General features: G+C 60.3%; 24 protein-coding genes. 12 read left to right on the top strand and 12 right to left on the bottom strand.

Going from position 1 to position 23,669, the window contains the following annotated elements:
• Position 1 precedes the first annotated feature (1 nt).
• The gene (gene bamC, locus EJ576_RS08145; RefSeq protein WP_028619346.1) at positions 2–1,117 is read right to left on the bottom strand and encodes an outer membrane protein assembly factor BamC; all 1,116 of its coding nucleotides are present in this window, start codon (positions 1,115–1,117) and stop codon (positions 2–4) included.
• Positions 1,118–1,134: 17 nt separating this feature from the next.
• On the bottom strand, positions 1,135–2,013 hold the full coding sequence (dapA, locus tag EJ576_RS08140) for a 4-hydroxy-tetrahydrodipicolinate synthase (RefSeq protein WP_016975174.1): 879 nt from the start codon (positions 2,011–2,013) through the stop codon (positions 1,135–1,137).
• Positions 2,014–2,286: 273 nt separating this feature from the next.
• Here dapA and EJ576_RS08135 point away from each other — a divergent pair, with 273 nt between their 5' ends.
• Positions 2,287–2,847, top strand: a complete 561-nt coding sequence (locus EJ576_RS08135; protein ID WP_003172487.1) for a glycine cleavage system protein R — start codon at positions 2,287–2,289, stop codon at positions 2,845–2,847.
• A gap of 10 nt (positions 2,848–2,857) precedes the next feature.
• Complete coding sequence (locus tag EJ576_RS08130; RefSeq protein ID WP_065928211.1) at positions 2,858–3,331, top strand: peroxiredoxin; 474 nt, start codon at positions 2,858–2,860, stop codon at positions 3,329–3,331.
• Between the two features lie 161 nt (positions 3,332–3,492).
• On the opposite strand, the gene EJ576_RS08125 is transcribed toward EJ576_RS08130, so the two are convergent.
• Both EJ576_RS08125 and EJ576_RS08120 read right to left on the bottom strand, forming a co-directional pair.
• On the bottom strand, positions 3,493–4,563 hold the full coding sequence (locus EJ576_RS08125; RefSeq protein ID WP_033902651.1) for an AI-2E family transporter: 1,071 nt from the start codon (positions 4,561–4,563) through the stop codon (positions 3,493–3,495).
• A gap of 31 nt (positions 4,564–4,594) precedes the next feature.
• Positions 4,595–4,834, bottom strand: coding sequence for a sulfurtransferase TusA family protein (locus EJ576_RS08120; protein WP_028619344.1), 240 nt, complete (start codon positions 4,832–4,834; stop codon positions 4,595–4,597).
• A gap of 94 nt (positions 4,835–4,928) precedes the next feature.
• Between EJ576_RS08120 and EJ576_RS08115 the strand changes: the two genes are divergently transcribed.
• Positions 4,929–6,362, top strand: a complete 1,434-nt coding sequence (locus EJ576_RS08115) for a M48 family metalloprotease (RefSeq protein WP_016975171.1) — start codon at positions 4,929–4,931, stop codon at positions 6,360–6,362.
• 66 nt (positions 6,363–6,428) lie between these two features.
• Here EJ576_RS08115 and EJ576_RS08110 read toward each other — a convergent pair whose 3' ends face one another.
• From EJ576_RS08110 to rpoE, 4 genes are all read right to left on the bottom strand, one after another.
• Entirely contained in the window at positions 6,429–7,877 is a 1,449-nt protein-coding gene (locus tag EJ576_RS08110) for a DegQ family serine endoprotease (protein WP_126570007.1), read from the bottom strand.
• 234 nt (positions 7,878–8,111) lie between these two features.
• On the bottom strand, positions 8,112–9,074 hold the full coding sequence (locus tag EJ576_RS08100; protein ID WP_126570006.1) for a MucB/RseB C-terminal domain-containing protein: 963 nt from the start codon (positions 9,072–9,074) through the stop codon (positions 8,112–8,114).
• Between the two features lie 15 nt (positions 9,075–9,089).
• A complete protein-coding gene (locus tag EJ576_RS08095) occupies positions 9,090–9,677 on the bottom strand; it encodes a sigma-E factor negative regulatory protein (protein WP_003172479.1) in 588 nt (195 codons plus the stop codon).
• Positions 9,678–9,709: 32 nt separating this feature from the next.
• Entirely contained in the window at positions 9,710–10,291 is a 582-nt protein-coding gene (rpoE, locus tag EJ576_RS08090; protein WP_003172477.1) for an RNA polymerase sigma factor RpoE, read from the bottom strand.
• A gap of 463 nt (positions 10,292–10,754) precedes the next feature.
• On the opposite strand from rpoE, the gene nadB reads away from it, so the two are divergent.
• A complete protein-coding gene (nadB, locus tag EJ576_RS08085) occupies positions 10,755–12,371 on the top strand; it encodes an L-aspartate oxidase (RefSeq protein ID WP_122724875.1) in 1,617 nt (538 codons plus the stop codon).
• Here nadB and EJ576_RS08080 read toward each other — a convergent pair.
• Positions 12,340–12,786, bottom strand: a complete 447-nt coding sequence (locus tag EJ576_RS08080; protein WP_122724872.1) for a protein YgfX — start codon at positions 12,784–12,786, stop codon at positions 12,340–12,342. The genes nadB and EJ576_RS08080 overlap by 32 nt on opposite strands.
• Positions 12,770–13,024 carry a succinate dehydrogenase assembly factor 2 gene (locus EJ576_RS08075; RefSeq protein WP_012722757.1) on the bottom strand — a complete coding sequence of 85 codons (255 nt, stop codon included), beginning with the start codon at positions 13,022–13,024 and terminating at the stop codon, positions 12,770–12,772. The genes EJ576_RS08080 and EJ576_RS08075 overlap by 17 nt, the downstream gene beginning before the upstream one ends.
• Before the next feature lie 140 nt (positions 13,025–13,164).
• Here EJ576_RS08075 and EJ576_RS08070 point away from each other — a divergent pair, with 140 nt between their 5' ends.
• Together EJ576_RS08070 and EJ576_RS08065 are read left to right on the top strand one after the other, a co-directional pair.
• Positions 13,165–14,106, top strand: coding sequence for a folate-binding protein YgfZ (locus EJ576_RS08070; protein WP_126570005.1), 942 nt, complete (start codon positions 13,165–13,167; stop codon positions 14,104–14,106).
• A gap of 36 nt (positions 14,107–14,142) precedes the next feature.
• Positions 14,143–14,964, top strand: coding sequence for an HDOD domain-containing protein (locus EJ576_RS08065; protein ID WP_068937622.1), 822 nt, complete (start codon positions 14,143–14,145; stop codon positions 14,962–14,964).
• Here the strand turns inward: EJ576_RS08065 and EJ576_RS08060 are convergent, their stop codons facing one another.
• Positions 14,965–16,350, bottom strand: a complete 1,386-nt coding sequence (locus EJ576_RS08060) for a sensor histidine kinase (protein WP_028619336.1) — start codon at positions 16,348–16,350, stop codon at positions 14,965–14,967. It lies immediately after the preceding gene.
• On the bottom strand, positions 16,343–17,014 hold the full coding sequence (locus EJ576_RS08055) for a response regulator (protein WP_010212220.1): 672 nt from the start codon (positions 17,012–17,014) through the stop codon (positions 16,343–16,345). The genes EJ576_RS08060 and EJ576_RS08055 overlap by 8 nt, the downstream gene beginning before the upstream one ends.
• A 234-nt stretch (positions 17,015–17,248) precedes the next feature.
• On the opposite strand from EJ576_RS08055, the gene EJ576_RS08050 reads away from it, so the two are divergent.
• The 6 genes from EJ576_RS08050 (at position 17,249) to EJ576_RS08025 (ending at position 23,669) form a co-directional block, all read left to right on the top strand.
• Positions 17,249–18,541: an OprD family porin gene (locus tag EJ576_RS08050; protein ID WP_123476402.1), complete on the top strand. Its 1,293-nt coding sequence runs from the start codon at positions 17,249–17,251 to the stop codon at positions 18,539–18,541.
• A 33-nt stretch (positions 18,542–18,574) separates the two neighbouring features.
• On the top strand, positions 18,575–19,558 hold the full coding sequence (locus EJ576_RS08045; protein WP_016975161.1) for a tripartite tricarboxylate transporter substrate binding protein: 984 nt from the start codon (positions 18,575–18,577) through the stop codon (positions 19,556–19,558).
• Positions 19,559–19,617: 59 nt separating this feature from the next.
• Positions 19,618–20,076, top strand: a complete 459-nt coding sequence (locus tag EJ576_RS08040) for a tripartite tricarboxylate transporter TctB family protein (RefSeq protein WP_126570004.1) — start codon at positions 19,618–19,620, stop codon at positions 20,074–20,076.
• Position 20,077: 1 nt separating this feature from the next.
• Positions 20,078–21,592: a tripartite tricarboxylate transporter permease gene (locus EJ576_RS08035; RefSeq protein ID WP_122724860.1), complete on the top strand. Its 1,515-nt coding sequence runs from the start codon at positions 20,078–20,080 to the stop codon at positions 21,590–21,592.
• The gene (locus EJ576_RS08030; RefSeq protein ID WP_122724857.1) at positions 21,585–22,613 is read left to right on the top strand and encodes an AbrB family transcriptional regulator; all 1,029 of its coding nucleotides are present in this window, start codon (positions 21,585–21,587) and stop codon (positions 22,611–22,613) included. Before EJ576_RS08035 ends, EJ576_RS08030 begins: the two co-directional genes overlap by 8 nt.
• Before the next feature lie 120 nt (positions 22,614–22,733).
• Positions 22,734–23,669: a YncE family protein gene (locus tag EJ576_RS08025; RefSeq protein ID WP_126570003.1), complete on the top strand. Its 936-nt coding sequence runs from the start codon at positions 22,734–22,736 to the stop codon at positions 23,667–23,669.

The raw sequence follows: 23,669 nt of genomic DNA, 5'->3' as shown, positions 1-23,669 counted from the left end.
ATCAGCCCAAGTTGTCCTGAATCACGCCCAATACTTTGCGCGCTGTTTCAGCGGGCGCAACGGTATTGATGTTCTTCTCGACGGTGACTTGCACGCTTTCGCCAACCTTGCTCAAACGAACCTGGTAACGCTCGGCACGGGTCTCGATTTCTTCCTTGGTCGGCTGGCTGCCAAACAGTTTGCTGAAGAAACCTGGCTCTTCATCTTTACGCTCGGCCTTTTCAGCCACGTTGATGTAGTACAGGCCCAGGCTGCGGTTGATGTCCTCTACCCGCCAAGGGCCCTGCTCCAATGCACGGCCAACACTGGCCCAGGCACGGTCGAGGTCTTCACCCAGGTTCAGCACCACGTTGCCGCTGCCGTCTTCGGTGAGGCTGACGCGGCTCGGGGTGTCGTAATCACGTGCGGCGAGCAGGGAAACCGAACCGCCCTTCTCGGAGATACGGCTCATGCTGGCCAGCATCTCGTCGACCAGTGCCGAGTCGACGCCTGTATTGACCGAGCGGTTGGTGAAATCAACATTGGCCGTGCTGCCGGCCGGACGCTCGGCGCTGACCACGTAGACTTCACTGGTATTGCGCTGCACGCCTGGCTCGATGCGCACACGCACGCGGGCTTCGCTGTCGGCGGCTACACCACCGGCCTGCAGGCGCTTGGCCATGGTGGCGGATAGCTCGCTGCCCTGCTGCCATGCGGTGGTGAATTCACCGGTCTGCGGGCGCTGCTCGTCGATGCGGAAACCATTGTCCTGGAAGAACTGCACGGCCACTGGCCAGACTTCGGCAGGTGGGCGCTGAGCCACGATCCAGCGGGAATCACCGCTCTTCTGCAGGCTGTAGTCGCTGGCATCCGCCACGGCCGAGATCGGCTGCGGACGCGGCACCACGTACTCACCCTTGGTGGTGTCGTCGGCAACGTTGCGCGGGATCGGCAGCAACGGGTCAAGACGCTTGGCGACGTTGACGCCTGGCGGCAATTCCATCGGTTTGGTGGGTTGTGCTTCCAGGTAATCGCTGCCGCGGTCACGGAAGTAGCCTTCCGGGCCCCAGATCCAACCGCAGCCACTGGTGCTGGAGATAATCAAGGCAAGTGCGGAAAGTCCGGCCAATCGCTTCATGCGTAGTGCTTCCTCAATTAAACCAGGACGCCGGACTGGCGCAGGGCCTGTCGCAGCGGTTCGTGACAGGCTTCGCTGAGACGGGTGAGCGGCAGACGGATACCGTCCGGCATCATGCCCATTTCAGTCAGCGCCCACTTCACGGGAATAGGGTTGGATTCGATAAACAGTGTCTTGTTGAGCGGCATCAGCTTTTCGTGGATCGCGCGGGCGGTCACGGCGTCGCCTGCAATGGCGGCGGCGCACATTTCGCTCATGGCACGCGGGGCCACGTTGGCGGTCACGGAGATGTTGCCCTTGCCGCCCAGCAGGATCAGCTCTACGGCGGTGGCATCGTCACCGGAATACACCAGGAAATCGCTGCTCACGCCGGCCAGGATGTCCTTGGCGCGTTGCAGGTCGCCGGTGGCTTCCTTGATACCGATGATGTTCGGCACGGTGGACAGGCGGATCACGGTCTCGGCCTTCATGTCGCACGCGGTGCGGCCTGGCACGTTGTAAAGGATCTGCGGGATATCGACCGCTTCGGCGATGGCGCGGAAGTGCTGGTACAGGCCTTCCTGGGTCGGCTTGTTGTAGTAAGGGGTCACCAGCAGGCACGCATCGGCGCCGGCCTTCTTGGCGTTCTTGGTCAGCTCGATCGCTTCACGCGTCGAGTTGGCGCCCGTACCGGCGATCACGGCAATACGACCCGCGACGCGCTTGACCACGAATTCGATGACCTGGATGTGTTCTTCCACATCGAGGGTGGCCGATTCACCGGTGGTGCCGACCGCCACGATGGCGTTGGTGCCTTCTTGCAGGTGGAAGTCCACCAGTTTGCCCAGGCTGTCCCAGTCGAGATGACCTTGTGCATCCATGGGTGTGACCAGTGCCACCATACTGCCCGCAATCATGCAACCGCTCCTGCCGGAAAAAGAGAGCCGTAATGGTACTGGCGCCAAGATGCTTGCACAAGCGAAGTACCGCCTGAGGATGCGTTATGGCGCAACTAAACGACGGGCAATGCCATCATTGGGCCAAAGCCTGCCCAGGAGCACGGTAAAATCAAGCCGATTACGCAATGAAAAGGCCACCTCCTATCCCTTGGCGACGGTTTTCGCTACCCTTCATCCTTTGATCGATACAGCCCGCACAGTATCGACCGCTCATCGTTTTAGGAAGGCTGCATGTCCACCCCCACAGTTCGCGAACAATTCCTTGTTATCAGTGCCCTCGGCGCCAACCCCATGGAGCTGACCAACGTCCTGTGCCGCGCCAGCCATGAAAACCGCTGCGCCGTCGTGACTTCCCGCCTGACCCGCCACGGCGAGTGCAGCGCGCTGGTCCTGCAGATCTCCGGCACCTGGGACGCCTTGGCGCGCCTGGAAACCGGCCTGCCGGGCCTGGCCAAGAAGCATGACTTCACGGTCAATGTGGTGCGCAGTGCCGCCCTGGAGAATCGTCCCCAGGCCCTGCCTTATGTGGCGTATGTCAGTTCGGCCTATCGTTCGGACATCGTCAACGAACTGTGCCAGTTCTTCATCGACCACAACGTCGAGCTGGAGAATCTGACCTGCGACACCTACCAGGCCCCACAAACTGGCGGCACTATGCTGAACGCCACGTTTACCGTGACCTTGCCGGCTGGTGTGCAGATCAGTTGGCTGCGCGACCAGTTCCTGGATTTCGCCGATGCCCTGAACCTCGACGCACTGATCGAGCCATGGCGCCCACAGAACCCAATGTAAGGAAGTTTTCATGGCGGTAGTCATCGACAAACCCGTAGCCGATTTCGAAGCACAGGCCACCAGCGGCCAGACCTTCAGCCTTGCAGCCCTCAAGGGCAAGCAAGTGGTGATCTACTTCTATCCGAAGGACAGCACCCCGGGATGCACCACTGAAGGCCAGGGTTTCCGTGACCAGTACGCGGCATTCAAAGCGGCCAACACCGAAGTGTTTGGGGTGTCGCGGGACAGCGTGAAGTCCCACGAGAACTTCAAGGGCAAGCAGGAATTCCCCTTCGAGCTGATCAGCGACAAGGATGAAGCGGTCTGCCAGCTGTTTGATGTGATCAAGTTGAAGAAGCTGTATGGCAAGGAATACCTGGGTGTGGATCGCAGCACCTTCCTGATCGATAAAGATGGTGTATTGCGTCAGGAATGGCGAGGCGTGAAGGTGCCGGGGCATGTGGATGCTGTTCTGGCGGCGGCACAGGCGTTGAACAAGGCCTGAAATGCAGTGAGCTGTGTGGTGAGCGGGCTTGCCCCGCGCTGGGTGGCGAAGCCGCCCCAAAGCTTGTCGGCGCGTTTCAACTGGAAGAATGCGGTGTCTAGATTAGGGCCGCTTCGCAGCCCAGCGCGGGGCAAGCCCGCTCACCACAGAAGGCTACACAGTTACAACAGCGGTGCGACGACAGGCTCCTGCCGTGGCCACGCATCCAGCACCGCCTTGAACAGCGTCGCCAGCGGAATTGCAAAGAACACGCCCCAGAACCCCCACAGCCCACCGAACAACAGCACCGCACAGATGATCGCGACCGGGTGCAGGTTGACGGCCTCCGAGAACAGCAGCGGCACCAGCACGTTGCCATCCAGGGTCTGGATGATTCCGTACACCGCCATCAGGTAGATGAACTGGTCGCTCCAGCCCCACTGGAACAACGCGATCAAGGCTACCGGCACCGTTACCACCACGGCGCCGACATACGGCACCACCACCGAAATACCCACCAGCAAAGCCAGCAAGGCCGCGTAGTTCAGGTCCAGGGCAATAAAGGCGATATAAGTCACGCCCCCGCAGATAATGATCTCGATGACCTTGCCGCGAATGTAGTTGGCAATCTGCCGGTTCATTTCCTCGGCCACCCTGGTAATCAACGCACGTTCGCGCGGTAGGTAGCCACGCACCCAGCGGCCGATCATGGCGCGGTCCTTGAGGAAGAAGAACACCAGGATCGGCACCAGTACCAGGTAGATCATGATGTTGACCAGCAACGGCAGGCTGGACAGGGAAAAGGTCAGTGCCCACTGCCCGAATTTTCCGATCTCGCCGCGTGCCGCTTCGATGGCCTGCAACACCTGTTCGTCCGAGACCAGATGCGGGTAGCGCTCCGGCAACAGCAGCAACAGCGACTGCCATTTGGCGAGCATGCCCGGCAGCTCGTTGAACAACGTGATCAACTGATGCCACAGCAGCGGCAGTACTACCACGATAAACAGCACCAGCAGCCCCATGAACAAGGCAAACACCAGGCCCACGGCGGCTCCGCCTGGCAAGCGCAAGCGCTCCAGTGTGGTGACCAAGCCTTGCATCAGATACGCCAACACCATCCCCGCCAATACCGGCGCCAGCATGCCGCCCAAGGTGAGCACAGCCGTAAAGGCCAGAAACAGCAGGACCGCCAGCACCACGGCCTCCTCATCGGAGAAGTAGCGCTGGATCCAGTCTCGTAACACTTTGAACATCAATCAACCTCGGCGGGTGGGGGCAAACGGTTCAGGCCTTGCGCAACCAGTAACGGTACACACCGGCGGCGTCGTCTTCATGCAACAGCGTGTGGCCGGCCAGCTTGGCAAAGGTGCGAAAATCACGCTGGGAGCCTGCGTCCGTGGCGATCACCTTAAGCACTGCGCCACTGGCCAATCGATTGAGCTCCAGCTTGGCCTTGAGCAAAGGCAACGGGCAATTGAGACCGCTGGCATCGAGTTCGGCATCAAAGGCTACAGCGTCGGTCATGATTTACTCCAGGCAAGCGTCGGGGATGCTTAGAATATCTGGTCCGAAGCTCAGTGTCCGGCTACAGTAAGCTCTTTGTCGAAAGGCTTTGTGCATGACTTTTTTGCGCCCTACCCTGCTGACGCTGGCTTGCCTGCTGGCCTCCCCAGGCTTCGCTGACGACCTGCCGTCACTCGGCGACGCCAGTTCTGCCATTGTCTCGCCACAACAGGAATACCAGTTGGGCCGCGCCTGGCTGGCTTACCTTCGGGGCCAAGTCTCGCAACTCAACGATCCGCAGCTCAAGGATTACGTCGAAACCAGCGTGTACAAATTGGTAGAGACCAGCCAGGTCAATGACCGACGCCTGGAGTTCATCCTGATCAACAGCCCGCAATTGAACGCCTTCGCCGCGCCTGGCGGCATCGTCGGCGTCAACGGCGGCCTGTTCCTCAACGCCCAGACCGAAGGGGAATACGCCTCGGTACTGGCTCACGAATTGGCGCACTTATCCCAACGCCACTTCGCCCGTGGCGTTGAAGCGCAGCAGCGCATGCAGATCCCGATGATGGCCGCGCTGCTGGGCGGCATCATTGCCGCAGCAGCCGGCGCGGGTGACGCGGGTATTGCCGCCATTGCCGGCACCCAGGCCGCTGCTATTCAGGAACAACGCCGGTTCTCCCGTCAGAACGAACAAGAGGCCGACCGTATCGGCATCCTCAACCTGGAAAAAGCCGGTTACGACCCGCGTTCCATGCCGACCATGTTCGAACGCTTGATGCGCCAATACCGCTTCGACGCCAAGCCACCGGAATTCCTGCTCACACACCCAGTGACCGAATCGCGGATCGCCGACACCCGCAACCGCGCCGAGCAGGCCAAAGCCGGCGGCAAGGAAGACAGCCTGCGTTATCAACTGATTCGCGCACGGGTGCAGCTGCAATACGAAGACACCTCAGGACTCGCCGCCAAGCGCTTCCAGGCGCAGTTGGACGAAAACCCGAAGAACGATGTGGCGCGTTATGGCCTGGCTATCGCCCAGATCAAGGGTTCTCAGTTCAAGCAAGCACGGGAAAACCTGACAGCGTTACTGGCCAAGGCGCCGAACGACATCACCTATAACCTGGCGCTGATCCAACTTGAGATAGACAACAACCATCTGCCTGATGCCCAGCAACGTACTGATCGAATGCTGACTCAGTATCCGGGCAACTACCCACTGAATCAGCTACGCGTGGATCTTCTTCTCAAGCAGAACCGTACCGCGGATGCGGAAAAGGCGTTGGACAGCCTGCTCAAATCTCGTCCGGATGATCCGGACGTCTGGTATCAGGTCGCAGAGACACGCGGCTTGTCCGGCAATATTATCGGCCTGCACCAGGCCCGCGCCGAATACTTTGCCCTGGTGGGTGACTTCCAGCAGGCCATCCAGCAGTTGGACTTTGCCAAACGTCGCGCCGGTAACAACTTCCCACTGTCGTCGCGCATCGACGCCCGTCAGCGCGAGCTGATCGAGCAGGAACGCCTGGTCAAAGGGATGATGAGCTAAACCTCTCGCCCACAAAAAAAGCCCCGCCCTCGTTTAACGAAGGCGGGGCTTTTTGTTTCTACCGACTTACTCGGCGAGTTTGAAGGTAATAAAGCTTGCACGGCCCTGACGCAGCACGCGCATCGACACCGAACGATTCTTCGGTAACGCCTTGGCGATATCGGTGAATTGCTTGGTGCTGTCGATGGCCTGGTTGTTCAGGTGGGTGATGACGTCACCTGGCTGCAGACCGATCAGGGAGGCAGGACCGTCCTGCACTTCCTTGATCACCACACCGCTCTTGAGGTCGAAGGATTTCTTCTGCTCATCGGTCAGTTCGGCCACGGCAATGCCCAGGCGGTTGCTGCTGCGCTCAGCACCTGGCTTCGCGTTGCCCAGGGCATCCAGGGTTGCACCCTCTTCAGGGATGGCACCCACCGTCAGCTCAACGGTCTGACGCTTGCCTTCGCGGATCACTTCCAGCTTGGCCTTGCTGCCAGCCTTAAGTGCACCCACCAGATGCGGCAGGTCGGCCGACATGACGATCGGCTGGCCATTCATGCTCAGAATTACGTCACCCACTTGCAGGCCACCTTTGGCAGCCGGACCGTCGTCTTGGATCTGCGCGACCAGGGCACCGGCCGGCTTGTCGAGACCGAAGGATTCAGCCAGGTCTTTGTTCACTTCCTGGATCACCACGCCCAACCAGCCACGGCTGACCTTGCCGCCGCTTTTCAACTGGTTGGAAACATCCATCGCGACGTCGATCGGGATAGCGAACGACACCCCCATGAAACCACCGGAGCGGGTGTAGATCTGCGAGTTGATGCCTACCACTTCGCCCGCTAGGTTGAACAGCGGACCACCGGAGTTGCCCGGATTGATCGGCACGTCAGTCTGGATAAACGGCACGTAGTTCTCGTTCGGCAAGCTGCGGCCGATGGCGCTGACGATACCTTGGGTCACGGTGTGGTCAAAACCAAACGGCGAACCGATGGCGACGACCCACTGCCCAGCCTTCAGGTCCTGGGATTTACCCAGTTTCAGCACCGGCAGGTCCTTACCTTCGATCTTCAACAGGGCCACATCGGAACGTGGATCGGTGCCCACCAGTTTGGCTTTCAGCTCACTGCGATCCGCCAGGCGCACGAGAATCTCGTCGGCATCGGCAATCACGTGGTTGTTGGTGAGAATGTAGCCATCAGGCGAGATAATGAAGCCCGAACCCAGGGACTGAGCCTCACGCTGGCCACCACCGCCACCACCGCCACCACGGGGCGCGCGCGGTTGCGGCATACCACGCTCGAAAAACTCGCGCAACATGGGCGGCAGGCCTTCCAGGTCCGGCATCTGCTGGTTGGAGACTTTGCGATCCGGCAGTTTTTGCGTGGTACTGATGTTCACCACGGCCGGCGAGGCCTGCTCAACCAATTGGGTGAAGTCAGGCAGCTCGGCCGCTTGCGCGGACACGGCCTGACCCAGCACCAATACCGTGGCGACTATGGATAGGTAAGACTTCAAACGTGGTATCGACATACAGCTCCCGTTACGACGAGCAGGGTTGAGCGACAGGGTTCAAGAAACGCCGGAAACTGCGACCGACGTCTTTGTTCCGCGAACAAAACAAGGCCAGAGCCGACAAGCCCTGACCTATAAAAAACATAAGAGATTTTTGCAAGTGAAAATGCTGATCCAGACATTTCATGCTCTCGACAGCCAACCTGGCATGCAAATACATTGAAACGTCAGGATGAACATAGGATTAACGGCTCACGGCTGGGCGACTGGCTTTTTTTCACCGCGTACCGACAACGCGATACGCTCTGCGGTGCCGATGGGGATTTCGCCTACCACCGTTACCATCATTTCGCCATCTACCGTATTGAGGCGACGGGACACAGCCACCGTTGGGCCGAGTTGAGTGCGGGTTTCCGTGATACTCGCATCACTGATCGGCTCCAGGAACACGGAGAAACGCGCCAGCCCGTCCTCATACATCAGGCTGTCGACTGTTGCCTTGGTCTGGGTATCTTTGCGGGCGCTGGTATTGGTCAACTGAAAGCCCGGCGGTAGCCACTCCAAATGCCACGTCTGAGTAGACTGCACCTCGGGTGCTTTTTCATTAGCGACGGATATGGGTGTGCATTCGTTGCTGGGCTGCAATTCGCGGTCGTCCGGCAATGCCGACGTGTTCAGTCGCGTGAACTGGAAGCGCTCCAGCAACTGCCCTTGATCATTTAGCAAGAGGGACTTGAGCGGCAGCGCAGTCTCACGATCCAGATGCAGTTCAAAACCGTAGCGGTACTGATCACGCGGCGTGATCGACACGATCACCGCATGACGACCGGCCACGCGGGATTTTCCGATGACGGCCAGTTCGTAGAATTGATTGAGTTTTTGCGGATCCAGCGCACGGGATGGCGCATCACGCGAGTTGCCGAGGCCTGCGACAAGGGTGCCGCTGACACATTGGGTCCGGCCATCCAGCCGCACGACTTCCTGAGCAGAACCATCAAGCTGCAACAGCCGCTCACGGACCTGACCATTCTGGACACGATGCCAGATGTCATGAGTGGAAAAACTACCGTTGCGCTCGTAGACGAACGTACCTTGAAAGCTTTGCTGCTGCTCTGCACGCCCAAGTCGAGTCAGCCAGTCTTGGGCTTCATCGGCGTGGGCGGGGAGTGCAAACAAACCACTGAGCAAAAGCGTAAGGAGCGGTATGGCTCGCATAGAGCTCCTTACGGATTAGCGGTTTTCCAGGCTTGCTGCGCGAGCATATGGCAGAGCGCTTTCAGTGCCCTTCAGAGCCGATTCCTGTGCGTGCTGGCGCAGGTAGCCTGGAAGACGCTGGTCTTGCCAGCCGGATTGCCCTTGCAGTACACCGTTAGCCATCGGGCCGGTGGTGTCTGAGCTTTCCTTGTAGCCGGCCAGTACCGCTGGGCCTTTGACTTGAGGTCCAGCCATCACTGGTTGCTGAGTCTGCTGGGCCAGTTCGGCACCGGCGATTTCGTCCTGATTGTACAGGCGAACACCGGCCAACACGGCAACAGTCACCGAGGCAGCTACTGCCAGGCGACCCAGGCTACGCCATGGTCCACGAGCAGCTTTTGCCGGAACGGCTTCATCAGCCAGCGCGGCAGAAACGGCCGCAGCAATATCCAGACGAGGGATTAGAAGATCCTTGTGCATCACCGCCCGAGCGACTTGGTAACGAGACCAGGTATCACGGGTTTCGGCATCATCAAATGCGTTGAGCACTCGACGAAGTTCCAGTTCATCCGCTTCGTTATCCATCACTGCGGACAGCGATTCCTGCAGGGCATCACGACTCATGGCGGTTCCTCTCTTGGCTGTCGCCGCTGTCTTTAGTTCTCTTGCAACAACGGTTGCAAGGCTTTATCGATGGCTTCCCGGGCCCGGAAAATCCGTGACCTTACAGTCCCCACCGGACACTGCATGACGCTCGCAATGTCTTCGTAACTCAGACCATCGAATTCACGTAAAGTTAACGCCGTACGCAAATCTTCTGGCAGTTGCTGAATAGTGCGATGAACGGTGCCTTCGATCTCGTCGCGCAGCAATGCACGCTCCGGCGACTCGAGATCCTTGAGGCCGTGATCACCATCGTAAAATTCCGCATCTTCTGAACTTACATCGCTATCCGGTGGGCGGCGTCCGCGAGACACCAGATAGTTTTTCGCCGTGTTGATGGCGATTCGGTATAGCCACGTGTAAAACGCACTATCACCGCGAAAGTTACCAAGTGCACGGTAAGCCTTGATAAAGGCTTCCTGTGCAACGTCCTGCGCTTCATGGGTGTCGTGCACAAACCGCACGATCAACCCGAGAATTTTGTGCTGGTATTTCAGCACTAGCAGATCAAAAGCTCGCTTGTCGCCGCGTTGAACGCGCTCGACCAGCTGCTGATCCTCTTCCTGGGTTAGCATGAACACTCCTCGTTGTACTTGAAGGAGGCTTGCATAACTAAACGATCAGGCTTGCAAACATAGACTCGGTCTTTTCGCAAAAGTTCTCCCCCTTCAAGCAAGTTTCCGGCACGCACTGATTTGGCACACACGAAAAACGCAGTACGGGCATGGCCGACTGCGCGAATAATCTTGTCGCCGGTTTTCTGACGCGTCCAATGCTCCCGACGGGCCAATAAACTCAACGTTTTCCCAGCTTTCGGGCAACCTGCTATTGAGTAGGGGCTTATGCAAAAAGTTCCCACCTCAATAACCTGGCGATTTTACCCTAGCCGTGCACCGTAATCTCACATTGCCACGAATGCCCGGCTATTGTGCCGCTCCACCCCTCTATATACTAGTAGCCCGTGTGCCCCTTTGATTCGCCGATCCAGGCGTCCTGTTTGCGCCACCTCTTCGGATCGCTTTTTGCGGAATCCCTCCAATGAGCCAACAGTTTCAACACGATGTCCTGGTGATCGGCAGCGGCGCGGCCGGTTTGAGCCTTGCGTTGACCCTCCCCAGCCACCTGCGCATTGCGGTACTGAGCAAAGGCGACCTGGCCAACGGCTCGACATTCTGGGCCCAGGGTGGTGTCGCCGCGGTGCTGGATGACACCGACACGGTGCAATCCCACGTCGAAGACACCCTCAACGCCGGCGGTGGCCTGTGCAATGAGCAAGCAGTGCGCTTCACCGTCGAGCACAGCCGTGAAGCCATTCAATGGCTGATCGATCAAGGCGTCCCCTTTACCCGCGACGAACACGCGGGCAGCGACGACGGCGGTTTTGAGTTCCACCTGACCCGAGAAGGCGGCCACAGCCACCGCCGCATCATTCATGCGGCAGACGCCACTGGCGCCGCTATTTTCAAGACACTGCTCGACCAGGCTCGCCAGCGCCCCAATATAGAATTGCTGGAACAACGCGTCGCGGTCGACCTGATCACCGAAAAACGCCTGGGCCTGGACGGCGAACGCTGCCTCGGCGCCTACGTACTCAACCGCGCCAGCGGCGAAGTCGACACGTACGGTGCGCGCTTCACCATTCTTGCCTCCGGCGGCGCGGCCAAGGTCTACCTCTATACCAGCAACCCCGACGGTGCCTGTGGCGACGGGATTGCCATGGCCTGGCGCTCGGGCTGCCGGGTGGCCAATCTGGAATTCAACCAGTTCCACCCCACTTGCCTGTATCACCCGCAAGCCAAGAGCTTCCTGATTACCGAAGCCCTGCGTGGCGAAGGCGCCCACCTGAAACTGCCCAACGGCGAACGTTTCATGCAGCGCTTCGACCCACGCGCCGAATTGGCCCCGCGCGATATCGTCGCCCGCGCCATCGACCATGAAATGAAACGCCTGGGCATCGACTGCGTCTACCTGGACATCAGCCACAAACCCGAAGCCTTCATCAAGACCCACTTCCCCACCGTCTATGAGCGTTGCCTGGCGTTCAACATCGACATCACCCAAGGCCCGATCCCCGTAGTTCCGGCCGCGCACTACACCTGTGGTGGCGTGATGGTCGACCAGCACGGTCGCACCGACGTCCCAGGCCTGTATGCAATTGGCGAAACCAGCTTCACCGGCCTGCACGGCGCCAACCGCATGGCCAGCAACTCGCTGCTCGAATGTTTCGTCTATGCGCGCTCGGCGGCGGCGGACATCCTTGAACAACTGCCGCGCATTCCGGTGCCGGCCGCCCTGCCCCGCTGGGACGCCAGCCAGGTCACCGACTCGGACGAAGATGTGATCATCGCCCACAACTGGGACGAGCTGCGCCGTTTCATGTGGGACTACGTGGGGATCGTGCGCACCAACAAGCGCCTGCAACGCGCGCAGCATCGCGTGCGCTTGCTGCTGGATGAAATCGACGAGTTCTATAGCAACTACAAGGTCAGCCGCGACCTTATCGAACTGCGCAACCTGGCCCAGGTGGCGGAGCTGATGATCCGCTCGGCCATGGAACGCAAGGAAAGCCGCGGCCTGCATTACACCCTCGACTACCCACAGATGCTGCCCGAAGCCCGTGACACTATCCTGGTGCCAGCCACCTACGGCGGCTGAACTTCAGACGAACCCGCAGGCGCCGATGCACATCGGCGACCTGCGAATCCCTGGGCACACACACAGAACGTATCCGCCATTCGCCCGGCACCCGATAACGCAAAACGACGATCAATGGCAAGGCGAGGCTGTCGGGACGTAATTGCACGCTGTGCCAGCCCTGCTCCGCATTGAGCAACTGCCAGCCGTCGGCGTCGCGACGCAGGCCACGAATCGACGAACGGTGAGTCAGCAGGACAGAGCGCGGCAAAACCCAGGCCGCGTGCACCAGACACACCAGCAGGCCAAGGCTTGAATAGGACAGATCAAGAAACAACAACGTACCCAGTGCAAACAGCTGGGCAAGGAGATACGCCGCCAGCAACAGCCGTGAGGCCTGCCAGCGGCATTCAAAGCAATTACTTGGGCTGGACACGGTCCAGGATCATCCGAACCATGCGCTGCAGCTCCGGATCTTCAGACTCGGCACGCTCCATGAACCAGCCGAACATGTCCTGGTCTTCACAAGTCAGCAGCCTGACGTAGAGGTCGCGATCCACCTGGTTGAGCGTTGCGTACACTTCTTTAGTGAAAGGCACCAACAACACATCCAACTCCAGCATGCCACGACGGCTGTGCCAGTAGAGGCGATTGATTTCTACTTCTTCGACCATGGAGCGCTCCTCAAATAGGCGGCAAGTATACAGGCCCGACGGCACCGGAACAGTCGGCTTTGGTCGCCCCATACGGAAACTATCCATTTGCCGGGCGCCCCTCTATGATGCACCCATGACTTTTTGACCTGCGATGACCCATGGCTGACTCTGCTTTCTTCTGCCCCCTGTCCCACGAAGGCGTTCTCGCCGTCCGCGGCTCTGATGCCGCCAAATTCCTTCAGGGCCAACTGACCTGCAACCTCAATTACCTGAGCGATACCCAGGCCAGCCTCGGCGCGCGCTGCACGCAAAAAGGGCGCATGCAGTCGAGCTTCCGCATCCTGCTGCAAGGTGACGGCGTGTTGCTGGCCATGGCCACCGCGCTGCTGGAACCGCAACTGGCCGACCTGAAGAAGTACGCCGTATTCTCCAAGTCCAAGCTCACCGACGAAAGCGCCGCCTGGGTGCGCTTCGGCCTGGTGAATGCGGACCCGGCCCTGGCCAGCCTTGGCCTTGAACTACCCGCCGATACCGACAGCGTCGCCCGCAACGATAGGTTGATCGCCATCCGTATCTCCCCAGATCGCGCTGAACTCTGGGTGCCTGCCGAGCAAGGCGACGCCATACGCGGTCAATTGGCTGCAACCCTTGAACAAGCCGATCTGAATGAATGGCTGCTGGGGCAAATCCGCGCAGGCATCGGCCAGGTCATGCCGCAAACCCGCGAGCTGTTTATCCCGCAGATGCTCAACCTGCAGGCCGTTGGCGGCGTAAGCTTCAAGAAAGGCTGCTACACCGGCCAGGAAATCGTTGCGCGCATGCAGTACCTGGGCAAACTCAAGCGTCGCCTGTACCGTTTGAGCCTCGATGCGCCTGAAATGCCCGAGCCAGGCACGCCACTCTTTTCACCCAGCCACAACAGCGCAATCGGTGAAGTGGTGCTTGCTGCAAAAGCCGGCCAGACCATTGAACTTCTGGCCGTGTTGCAAGCCGAAGCTGCCGATAGTGGCGATGTGCACGTAGGCACATTGGAAGGTCCCGGCTTGCAACTGCTCGACCTGCCTTACACGCTCGACCGTGATCGAGAGATCCAACGCTAGTCGCCGTACCTTTTTGCAACACCCTAGAGAGCATGAATGAACAAGCTGGCGGAAAAAGTCCAACAGGCTTTAGTGACGGCCATCGACAACGATGACCTGGTTCTGCCGACATTGCCGGAAGTGGCCCTGAATATTCGTCAGGCCGCTGAAGACCCGGAGATCAGCATCAGCCACTTGAGCAAAGTCATCGGTCGCGACACCGCGCTGTCGGCGCGCCTGATCAAAGTGGTCAACAGCCCGTTGTTGCGCGCTACCCAGGAAGTCACCGACCTGCACACCGCTATCACCCGGCTGGGCACCAACTACAGCAGCAACCTGGCGATCGGCCTGGTGATGGAGCAAATCTTCCACGCCCGCTCCGACGTGGTCGAACAGAAGATGCGTGATGTATGGCGCCGCAGCCTGGAAGTGGCGGGCGTCAGCTATGCCTTGTGCCGTAGCCACAGTCAGCTCAAGCCGGACCAGGCGGCGCTCGGCGGCCTGGTACACCAGATCGGCGTGCTGCCGATCCTGACGTACGCCGAAGACCACTACGAGTTGCTTTCGGACCCGGTCAGCCTCAATCACGTCATCGAGAGCATCCACCCGTTGCTCGGTGACAAACTGCTGAGCGGCTGGGACTTTCCGGAAATGCTCGCCAAACTGCCCGGCCAATACCTCAACCTGGAGCGCGATTCAGCCAGCCTCGACTACGTCGATCTGGTGCAGGTGGCCGTGTTGTATTGCCATCGCGGCACCGATCACCCCTTGGCCAGCGTACCGGTCTCGACCTTGCCTGCGATCAAGAAACTGCGGTTCGACCCGTACAGCGAAGCCTTGCGCGCCGAGTTGGACGAAGCCCGCTCGATGTTCTATTGATCAGCCCGCGATAAAACTCACCCGCACTTTCAACCCGGCCAGCTCGCCATCATGCAAGCTGATCTGTGCCAGGTGCGCCCGACAAATCTCACCGACAATCGCCAACCCCAGGCCTGAGCCCATGCCCTGCTGACTGCGACGATAGAAACGCTCGAACACGCGATCCCGCTCATCCAGCGGGATACCTGGGCCATCGTCCTCCACTTCCAGCACCGCCGGCGCCGTCACCCGCAGAATCACGTTGCCGCCCGGCGGTGTGTGAGCCAGGGCGTTGTCCACCAGGTTGCTCAGCAACTCATTCAACAGGGTCGGCTCACCGCGCAACCACACCGGTTCGTCGGCCTCCAACGCCAACGCCACGCCGCGTGCGTGGGCCAACGGCGCCATGGCCATGCCCAGTTCCCGGGCCAACTGGCTGAGGTCAAGTAACTGTGCGCCGCCCTCGGCAATGGCGCGGGCACCGTTTTCGATACGTGCCAGAGACAGCAATTGATTGGCCAGATGGGTCAGGCGGTCAGTGCCCTGAGCTGCGGTTTCCAGAGTGGTGCGCCACGTGGCGGGGTCTTCGGCGCGCAAGCCCAGTTCCAGTCGCGCCTTGAGCGCGGCCAGTGGCGTGCGTAATTCATGGGCTGCATCGGCGATGAACTGCGCCTGTCGTTCGAACTGTCCGCGCAGGCGTTCGGTAAAGTGGTTGAGCGAGCGCACCAGCGGCCCGAACTCATGCTGCACTTCCACCAATGGCAATGGACGCAAGTCGTCAGGCTGACGCTCTTCGACCGCCGTGCGCAGGCGCTCCAGCGGGCGCAACGCCGCACTCACGGCAAACCACACCAGCAACAACGCACCGATGGCGAGCATGCCTAAACGCAGCAAAGTGTCGGCCATCAAGCTGCGCGCCATGCTCACACGCGCTTCATCGGTTTCGGCCACGCGGATTTCCGCCATACCGTTCATGTTCGGTTCGGAAACGGCCTTGAGCAAACTCACCACGCGCACTTCCTGGCCTTGATACACGGCGTCATAGAAGCGTGCCAGTGCGGGATAGTCATCGGTACGCGGCGTGCCTGGCGGTGGGCCGGGCAGGTTTTCATAGCCAGAGATGAGCTTCTGGTCGATGTCGTTGACCTGGTAATAAATGCGTCCGGCGCTGTCGTAGGCGAACGTATCCAGCGCCACATACGGCACGTTCGCACTCAAGGTGCCATCCACCTGGGTCAAGCCGGCGGCGATGGTGCGCGCCGAGGCCAGCAACGTGCGATCGTAAGCGGTGTCAGCGGCTTCGCGACCATTCCAGTAGGCGCTCATGCCACTGGCGAGCATCAACAGCACCAGCAACAACGCCAGGTTCCACAGCAGGCGCCAACGCAGGCTGCTGGGCTTATGCATCGCGGGCTTCCAGCAAGTAGCCGAGGCCGCGAAAGGTCACGATAGCGATGGGCTGGCCGTCGAGCTTCTTGCGCAGGCGGTGCACGTAGATTTCGATGGCATCGGGGCTGGCTTCTTCGTCCAGGCCGAACACCTGGGAAGCCAGTTGCTCCTTGCTCATCACCCGGCCTGGCCGAGCAATCAGCGCCTCAAGCACCGCTTGTTCACGAGAGGTGAGCGTCATCAGCTCGCCGCCCACGGTGAAACGTCGGGTGTCGAGGTCATAGACCAACACGCCGCAGGCCTGTTGGCGCTCGCCACCCAGTACGCTGCGTCGCAACAAAGCCTTGACCCGTGCTTCCAACTCGGTGAGCTCGAAAGGCTTGGCGAGGTAGTCGTCGGCCCCCAGGTTAAGACCGTGCACACGGTCTTTCACATCACTGCGCGCCGTCAGCATCAGCACTGGCAGATTTTTCCCACGGGCGCGCAGGCGTGCAAGCACCTCGAAACCGTCCATGCGCGGCAGTCCCACATCGAGGATCGCCGCCGCGTATTCCTCGCTGCTCAGGGCCAGGTCCGCCGCCACGCCATCGTGCAGCACGTCGACGGTCAGACCCGTGCTCTTGAGCGCTTGCGCGACACTTTCGGCGAGTTGCAGATGGTCTTCAACCAGCAAGACACGCATGGATTTCTACCTCATTCAGGGGTGGTCGGCGCCACGCTTTGCTGGGCAGTTTACAGGCGCCGCCTGCCCTGTGAAGCCCGAAAACATTGAAAGCCAACTGAAAGGTTAGTGAAAGCTTCGCCCTTTAGCATCCAGCCACGGTGGTCTATGCCCGCCGAGCGGCTTCAGCGCCGCGCCCGAAAAACGCCTCGAAGCGTTTTCGCCAAAATAAGAACAATAACGGAGTACACAACGATGCTGTCGACACAGCCCCAGGCCCCCTCGCCTGTTCGTTTTTCTCGCCTGACCCAGACCGCCCTCGCCAGTGCTGCTACCCTTGCCGGCTTTTCGCCGCTTAGCCAGGCTGCCTTCTTCGAAGACAGTAGCGCGACCCTGGAAACCCGCAACATGTACTTCAACCGCGACTTTCGCGATGGCACCAGCGCACAGCAATCCAAGCGCGACGAATGGGCCCAGGGCTTCATGCTCAACCTGCAGTCGGGCTACACCGACGGCACCGTCGGCTTTGGCGTGGATGCGCTGGGCATGCTCGGGGTCAAGCTCGACTCCAGCCCCGACCGCACCGGCACCGGCCTGCTGCCCACGCATGACGATGGCCGCGCCGCCGACGAGTACTCCAAGCTGGGCCTGACCGGCAAAGTGAAGATCTCGGCCACCGAGCTGAAGATTGGTTCGCTGATCCCCGAACTGCCGATCCTCAAACCCAATGACGGCCGCATCCTGCCGCAGACTTTCAATGGCGGCATGATCACGTCCAAGGAATTCAAGAACCTGGTGTTCACCGGTGGCCGCCTGGACAAAGCCAAGGACCGCGACGACAGCAACTACGAAGACATCGCCCTCAACAACAAGAACAGCCGCTTCGTCAGCGGCGCTACCGGCAAGCACTTCAACTTTGGCGGCGCCGACTACAAATTCGCCGACAAGATCACCGGCAGCTACCACTTCGCCCAACTCGACGACGTGTACCGCCAGCACTTCCTCGGCCTGGTGGCTGCGCGCCCGATGGGCCCCGGCACCTTCGGCACCGACCTGCGCCTGGCCATCAGCGATGACACCGGCAGCGCCCGCGGCGGCAAGATCGACAATAAATCCCTCAACGGCCTGTTCAGCTATGCCCTCAATGGCCACAAGCTCAGCGCCGGCTACCAGCACATGTCCGGCGACAGCGCCTTCCCGTATGTGGATGGCAGCGACCCGTACCTGGTCAACTTCGTGCAGATCAACGACTTTGCGGGCGCCGAAGAGCGTTCCTGGCAGGCGCGTTACGACTTCGACTTCGCCAAGCTGGGGATTCCCGGCCTGAGCTTCATGAGCCGTTACCTGTCAGGTGACAACATCAAGCTCAAGAATGGCGAGACCGGCAAGGAGTGGGAACGCAACAGCGAGATCAAGTACGTAGTGCAGACCGGCACGTTCAAGGATGTAGCCGTGCGCCTGCGTAATGCCACGTACCGTTCCAACTACTCAGCCCGTGATGCGGATGAAATGCGCTTGCTGGTCAGCTATAGCGTCGCACTTTGGTAGTAACCCCTCATAACAACAAAGATGGAGATAACCATGACCCCTTCACTGCGTAAATTGGCCCTCGCCGCCGGCTGCATGCTGTTCGCCGGCCAACTGCTGGCTGCCGACGAGCCCAAGCGTCCGGAATGCATCGCCCCGGCCTCGCCTGGCGGTGGTTTTGACCTGACCTGCAAACTGGCACAAAGCGCGCTGGTCAACGAGAAGCTGCTGAGCAAGCCGATGCGCGTGACCTACATGCCAGGCGGCGTCGGCGCAGTGGCCTACAACGCCGTGGTCGCCCAGCGTCCAGCCGATGCCGGTACCCTGGTAGCCTGGTCCAGCGGTTCGCTGTTGAACCTGGCCCAGGGCAAGTTTGGTCGCTTCGATGAAAGCGCCGTGCGTTGGTTGGCAGCGGTCGGCACCAGCTACGGGGCCATCGCAGTGAAAGCCGACTCGCCCTACAAGACCTTGGACGATTTGGTCAAAGCCCTGAAAAAAGATCCGGGTAGCGTGGTGATCGGTTCCGGCGGCACCGTCGGCAGCCAGGACTGGATGCAAACCGCGCTGATCGCCAAGGCCGCCGGGATCAACCCGCGCGAACTGCGTTACGTGGCCCTCGAAGGCGGCGGCGAAATCGCCACTGCTCTGCTGGGTGGCCATATCCAGGTGGGCAGTACCGACATCTCCGACTCCATGCCGCACATCCTGAGCGGTGACATGCGCCTGCTGGCCGTGTTCTCCGAGCAGCGCCTGGACGAGCCGGAAATGAAGAATATTCCGACCGCCAAAGAGCAAGGCTACGACATCGTCTGGCCGGTGGTGCGTGGTTTCTACCTCGGGCCAAAAGTCAGCGATGCCGACTACGCCTGGTGGAAAGAAGCGTTCGACAAACTGCTGGCCTCGGAAGAGTTCGCCAAGCTGCGCGACCAGCGCGAGCTGTTCCCGTTCGCCATGACCGGCCCGGAGCTGGACACCTACGTGAAGAAACAGGTGGCTGACTACAAAGTGCTGGCCAAAGAGTTCGGCCTGATCCAGTAATCGCCCCTCTTTTGTGCGGCCACGCCCCTTGACCCAGTGGCGTGGCCCAGGAGTTTCACATGCTCTTACAACGCATTTTCGCCGCCGTGCTGCTGCTGGCCTGCGCCGGCCTGGCGCTGATGGCCTGGCCGTACCAGGCGTCGTTTTCCTACGAGCCGGTGGGGCCTCGGGCCTACCCGCTGCTGATGCTCGGGCTGATGAGCCTGGCACTGATCTACATGCTGTTCCGCCCACAGCCGACCAAACACACTGAAGAAGAACCCGCGCTGGACCGCGAAACCCTGATCAAGATCGGCATCTGTGTCGGCCTGTTGATCGTGTTCGCCGGCACCTTCGAACCCCTGGGTTTCATCCTCAGCAGCATGCTGATCGGCATTCCGATGGCGCGCCTGTATGGCGGCCGCTGGTTGCCGAGTGTGGTGATCGTCAGCCTGATGGCGATTGGCCTTTACCTGCTGTTCGATAAAGCCATGGATGTGCCGCTGCCCCTCGGCCTGCTAGACGTTCTGGAGAACTGATATGGATACTTTCGGCTACTTGGGCCAGGGCTTCGGCGTTGCACTGTCCCCTTACAACCTCATCACCGCACTGTGCGGCACCCTGATCGGCACCGTGGTCGGCCTGTTGCCGGGCCTGGGCCCGATCAACGGCGTGGCGTTGTTGATCCCCATCGCGTTCGCCCTGGGCCTGCCGCCTGAATCGGCGCTGATCCTGCTGGCAGCCGTGTACCTGGGCTGCGAATACGGCGGGCGTATCAGCTCGATCCTGTTGAACATCCCGGGCGAAGCCTCCACCGTGATGACCACCCTCGACGGCTACCCGATGGCCCGCAAAGGCCTGGCCGGTGTGGCGCTGTCGTTGTCGGCGTGGAGTTCGTTCATCGGCGCGTTTATCGCCACCTGCGGCATGGTGTTGTTTGCGCCGTTGCTGGCCAAATGGGCGATTGCCTTTGGGCCGGCGGAATATTTCGTACTGATGGTGTTTGCGATTGTCTGTCTCGGCGGCATGGCCGGTGACAAACCCTTGAAGACCTTTGTTGCTGCGCTGATCGGCCTGTTCCTGTCGGCTGTCGGCATCGACGCGAACAGCGGCGTGTACCGCTTTACCGGCGACAACATCCACCTCACCGACGGCATCCAGTTTGTGGTGTTGGTGCTGGGCCTGTTCTCCATCAGCGAGATCCTGTTGCTGCTGGAAAAAACCCACCGTGGCCAGGAAGCCGTGAAGGCCACGGGCCGCATGATGTTCAACCTCAAGGAAGCGGGCGCGGTCTTTGTCGTCAACATCCGCTGCGGTTTGCTGGGTTTCATCATGGGCGTCTTGCCAGGTGCCGGTGCGACCTTGGCCTCGGCCGTTGCCTACATGACCGAAAAACGCCTGGCCGGTGCCAGCGGCAAGTTCGGCCAGGGCGACATGCGCGGCCTCGCTGCTCCAGAAACCGCCATCGGCGCGTCCGCCTGCGGCGCCCTGGTGCCCATGCTGACCCTCGGCGTACCCGGTTCGGGCACCACGGCGGTGATGATCGGCGCGCTGTCGCTGTACAACATCACCCCGGGTCCGCTGCTGTTCCAACAGCAACCCGACATCGTCTGGGGCCTGATCGCCTCGTTGTTTATCGCCAACATCATGCTGGTGATCCTCAACATCCCGATGATCCGCATCTTCACGCGTATCCTCGCCGTGCCGAACTGGGCGCTGGTGCCGGTGATTGCCATCATCACGGCGATTGGTGTTTACGCCGTGCACGCCACCACCTTCGACCTGTTCCTGATGGTCGGTATCGGCATCTTCGGCTACATCCTGCGCAAGCTCGACTTCCCGCTGTCGCCGGTACTGCTCGGCTTTATCCTCGGCGGTTTGATGGAGCAGAACCTGCGCCGTGCGCTGTCGATCTCCAACGGTGACCTGCAGATCCTCTGGTCGAGCCCGATCACCTTTGGCGTGTGGGTACTGACGGCGCTGATGCTGGCCTTCCCGTTGATCCGCATCTACCGCAAACGTGCCCTGCAGCGTCGTGCCGTGGCCGATGTCTGAGGTCACCTTTAAACATTGGTGGGGAACACCGCTGGTCGGCCTGGCCGGCGGTTACCTGGCCAGCCTCGTCGGCTGGCCTTTGCCGTACATGGTCGGCTCGTTGCTGGCGATCATCCTGGTGCGTTGCCTCACGCCGTGGCAATTGGCGGAGATTCCCGGCGGGCGCAAATGCGGCCAATGGGTAGTGGGGATCGGGATTGGCCTGCACTTCACCCCGGTGGTGATTGAGCAGGTGATGAGCCACTTCGGGCTGATCTTCGTCGGCGCGCTGGTCACTAGCTTATCGAGCGTCGTCGGGGTGTGGCTGATGCGCCGCAGCGGTGAAGACCGCGCCACCGCGTTTTTCTCCAGCATGCCGGGGGGGTCCGGTGAGATGGTCAACCTCGGCGCACGCAATGGGGCGGTGCTCAGCCGTGTCGCGGCGGGGCAGAGTCTACGCGTGCTGGTAGTGGTGCTGTGTGTACCGGCGATCTTCAAATATCTGCTGGAAGGCGGCACGCCGCAGTTTCATCCGGCGCCGGTGAGTTGGCCTTGGCTGTTGGTGCTGTTTCCGATAGGCGCGCTGGTGGCCTGGGGTTGGCAGCGGTTGCGTCAGCCAAACCCGTGGTTGTTCGGGCCGCTGCTGGTGAGTGCGACGGCCAGCGTCGTGTGGGATTTGCATATCGGCCTGCCAGACGGCGGCAGCCAGATTGGCCAATGGTTGATCGGCAGCGGCCTGGGTTGCCACTTCAATCGTCAATTCTTTCGTCGCGCGCCCTCGTTCATGGGCCGCACCCTGATTGGTACGGCCTTGACCATGGCGCTGGCAACCTTGGCGGCGGTAGGGCTGAGTGTGTTGACCCATCTGGACCTGCGCTCGCTGACCCTGGGCATGATGCCCGGCGGTATTGCCGAGATGAGCCTTACAGCCGAGACCCTGCAACTGTCGGTGCCGTTGGTGACGGCCATGCAAGTGATGCGATTGTTGTTTGTACTGTTTCTGGCGGAGCCGTTGTTCAGGCGCTGGAACCGGCAATCTTGACCCGGGTGGCAGTGGTTCACTTCGGATCGCTGCCATTTGTCTGAACTGTCAACTCTCACAGCTAGGCAAGCTCATCGCCGTAATCCTCAATCGTGCTACTGAACCCTTGAGGATTAAAACATGACCCCCCTCCCCCCTACCGTCGCGGACGACGAGAATGATGAACCCGCTGCGATCATCAACACGACTCCCGTGCAGGGATCTCCTAATCGCCTTGTACTTAACACAGATGGAAGCCGGCTTTATGTCGCCAGCGCCACACTCCCACAAGGCATCACGGTCATCAACACCGCAAACATGAGCGTCCTCACAACGATTGTCGGGGTGGGTTCGCCCATCTGGCTCGCCATGCACCCGTCAGCCCATCGCCTCTATGCCAGCGATAACAGCCAGGCGAGCGATACCCCCATTACGGTGATCGACACCTCAAGCGACACCGTTATCAATCAAATCGGCGGATTCACCACCGTCAATGGCATGGCGTTGAACTCCACCGGTGCGCGCCTGTACATCGCCGACCACGGCGCTTGCGAAGTCGTTGCGATCAACACCACCAACCACCAGCGAATCATCGCCACCGCCGTGCGTTATGCCAAAGACATTTGTGTAGCCCCCGGAAACGCCCGCTCACATGTGGCATCAACAGCCGATGATTGGACCAGTATCAACCTAGGCACCAACCGGGTCGTGTTCCAAACCAATACGGTTGCTGGAGAACCCACCAGCATTGCTCATGCTCGCTTCGCCGCTCGCGTCTACATCACCTACCGAGACCGTGGCGAGGTGTATATCGGGGATACTATCACCGCACAGGCAAGCTCGATCCTCAGCGGCCTGCTCGGCCCTTTTCAGATAGCTTTTCACACCATGCTGGAGCGAGCCTATCTCACCGAAACCGATGGCAACCGAGTCAGCATTATCGATACTCGTACCCAAACCGTGACTGGCATAATCCCTGGCTTCGACAAGCCACGTGGAATCGCTGTGGCCCCCAACGGCCGAAGTGCATATGTCGCAAATATCGGCAATTCAACAGTGGCAGAAGTCCGGCTGTAA

The organism is Pseudomonas sp. C 49-2, assembly GCF_003970195.1.
Classification (GTDB): domain Bacteria; phylum Pseudomonadota; class Gammaproteobacteria; order Pseudomonadales; family Pseudomonadaceae; genus Aquipseudomonas; species Aquipseudomonas canadensis.
The sequence above is the reverse complement of the archived record's forward strand: the minus strand, read 5'-3'. Positions and strand labels throughout refer to the sequence as shown.

Bases quoted from the DNA above. Each gene is read 5' to 3' on its own strand.
- bamC (WP_028619346.1), bottom strand. From the start codon at position 1,117: ATGAAGCGATTGGCCGGACTTTCCGCACTTGCCTTGATTATCTCCAGC.
- dapA (WP_016975174.1), bottom strand. From the start codon at position 2,013: ATGATTGCGGGCAGTATGGTGGCACTGGTCACACCCATGGATGCACAA.
- EJ576_RS08135 (WP_003172487.1), top strand. From the start codon at position 2,287: ATGTCCACCCCCACAGTTCGCGAACAATTCCTTGTTATCAGTGCCCTC.
- EJ576_RS08130 (WP_065928211.1), top strand. From the start codon at position 2,858: ATGGCGGTAGTCATCGACAAACCCGTAGCCGATTTCGAAGCACAGGCC.
- EJ576_RS08125 (WP_033902651.1), bottom strand. From the start codon at position 4,563: ATGTTCAAAGTGTTACGAGACTGGATCCAGCGCTACTTCTCCGATGAG.
- EJ576_RS08120 (WP_028619344.1), bottom strand. From the start codon at position 4,834: ATGACCGACGCTGTAGCCTTTGATGCCGAACTCGATGCCAGCGGTCTC.
- EJ576_RS08115 (WP_016975171.1), top strand. From the start codon at position 4,929: ATGACTTTTTTGCGCCCTACCCTGCTGACGCTGGCTTGCCTGCTGGCC.
- EJ576_RS08110 (WP_126570007.1), bottom strand. From the start codon at position 7,877: ATGTCGATACCACGTTTGAAGTCTTACCTATCCATAGTCGCCACGGTA.
- EJ576_RS08100 (WP_126570006.1), bottom strand. From the start codon at position 9,074: ATGCGAGCCATACCGCTCCTTACGCTTTTGCTCAGTGGTTTGTTTGCA.
- EJ576_RS08095 (WP_003172479.1), bottom strand. From the start codon at position 9,677: ATGAGTCGTGATGCCCTGCAGGAATCGCTGTCCGCAGTGATGGATAAC.
- rpoE (WP_003172477.1), bottom strand. From the start codon at position 10,291: ATGCTAACCCAGGAAGAGGATCAGCAGCTGGTCGAGCGCGTTCAACGC.
- nadB (WP_122724875.1), top strand. From the start codon at position 10,755: ATGAGCCAACAGTTTCAACACGATGTCCTGGTGATCGGCAGCGGCGCG.
- EJ576_RS08075 (WP_012722757.1), bottom strand. From the start codon at position 13,024: ATGGTCGAAGAAGTAGAAATCAATCGCCTCTACTGGCACAGCCGTCGT.
- EJ576_RS08070 (WP_126570005.1), top strand. From the start codon at position 13,165: ATGGCTGACTCTGCTTTCTTCTGCCCCCTGTCCCACGAAGGCGTTCTC.
- EJ576_RS08065 (WP_068937622.1), top strand. From the start codon at position 14,143: ATGAACAAGCTGGCGGAAAAAGTCCAACAGGCTTTAGTGACGGCCATC.
- EJ576_RS08060 (WP_028619336.1), bottom strand. From the start codon at position 16,350: ATGCATAAGCCCAGCAGCCTGCGTTGGCGCCTGCTGTGGAACCTGGCG.
- EJ576_RS08055 (WP_010212220.1), bottom strand. From the start codon at position 17,014: ATGCGTGTCTTGCTGGTTGAAGACCATCTGCAACTCGCCGAAAGTGTC.
- EJ576_RS08050 (WP_123476402.1), top strand. From the start codon at position 17,249: ATGCTGTCGACACAGCCCCAGGCCCCCTCGCCTGTTCGTTTTTCTCGC.
- EJ576_RS08045 (WP_016975161.1), top strand. From the start codon at position 18,575: ATGACCCCTTCACTGCGTAAATTGGCCCTCGCCGCCGGCTGCATGCTG.
- EJ576_RS08040 (WP_126570004.1), top strand. From the start codon at position 19,618: ATGCTCTTACAACGCATTTTCGCCGCCGTGCTGCTGCTGGCCTGCGCC.
- EJ576_RS08035 (WP_122724860.1), top strand. From the start codon at position 20,078: ATGGATACTTTCGGCTACTTGGGCCAGGGCTTCGGCGTTGCACTGTCC.
- EJ576_RS08030 (WP_122724857.1), top strand. From the start codon at position 21,585: ATGTCTGAGGTCACCTTTAAACATTGGTGGGGAACACCGCTGGTCGGC.
- EJ576_RS08025 (WP_126570003.1), top strand. From the start codon at position 22,734: ATGACCCCCCTCCCCCCTACCGTCGCGGACGACGAGAATGATGAACCC.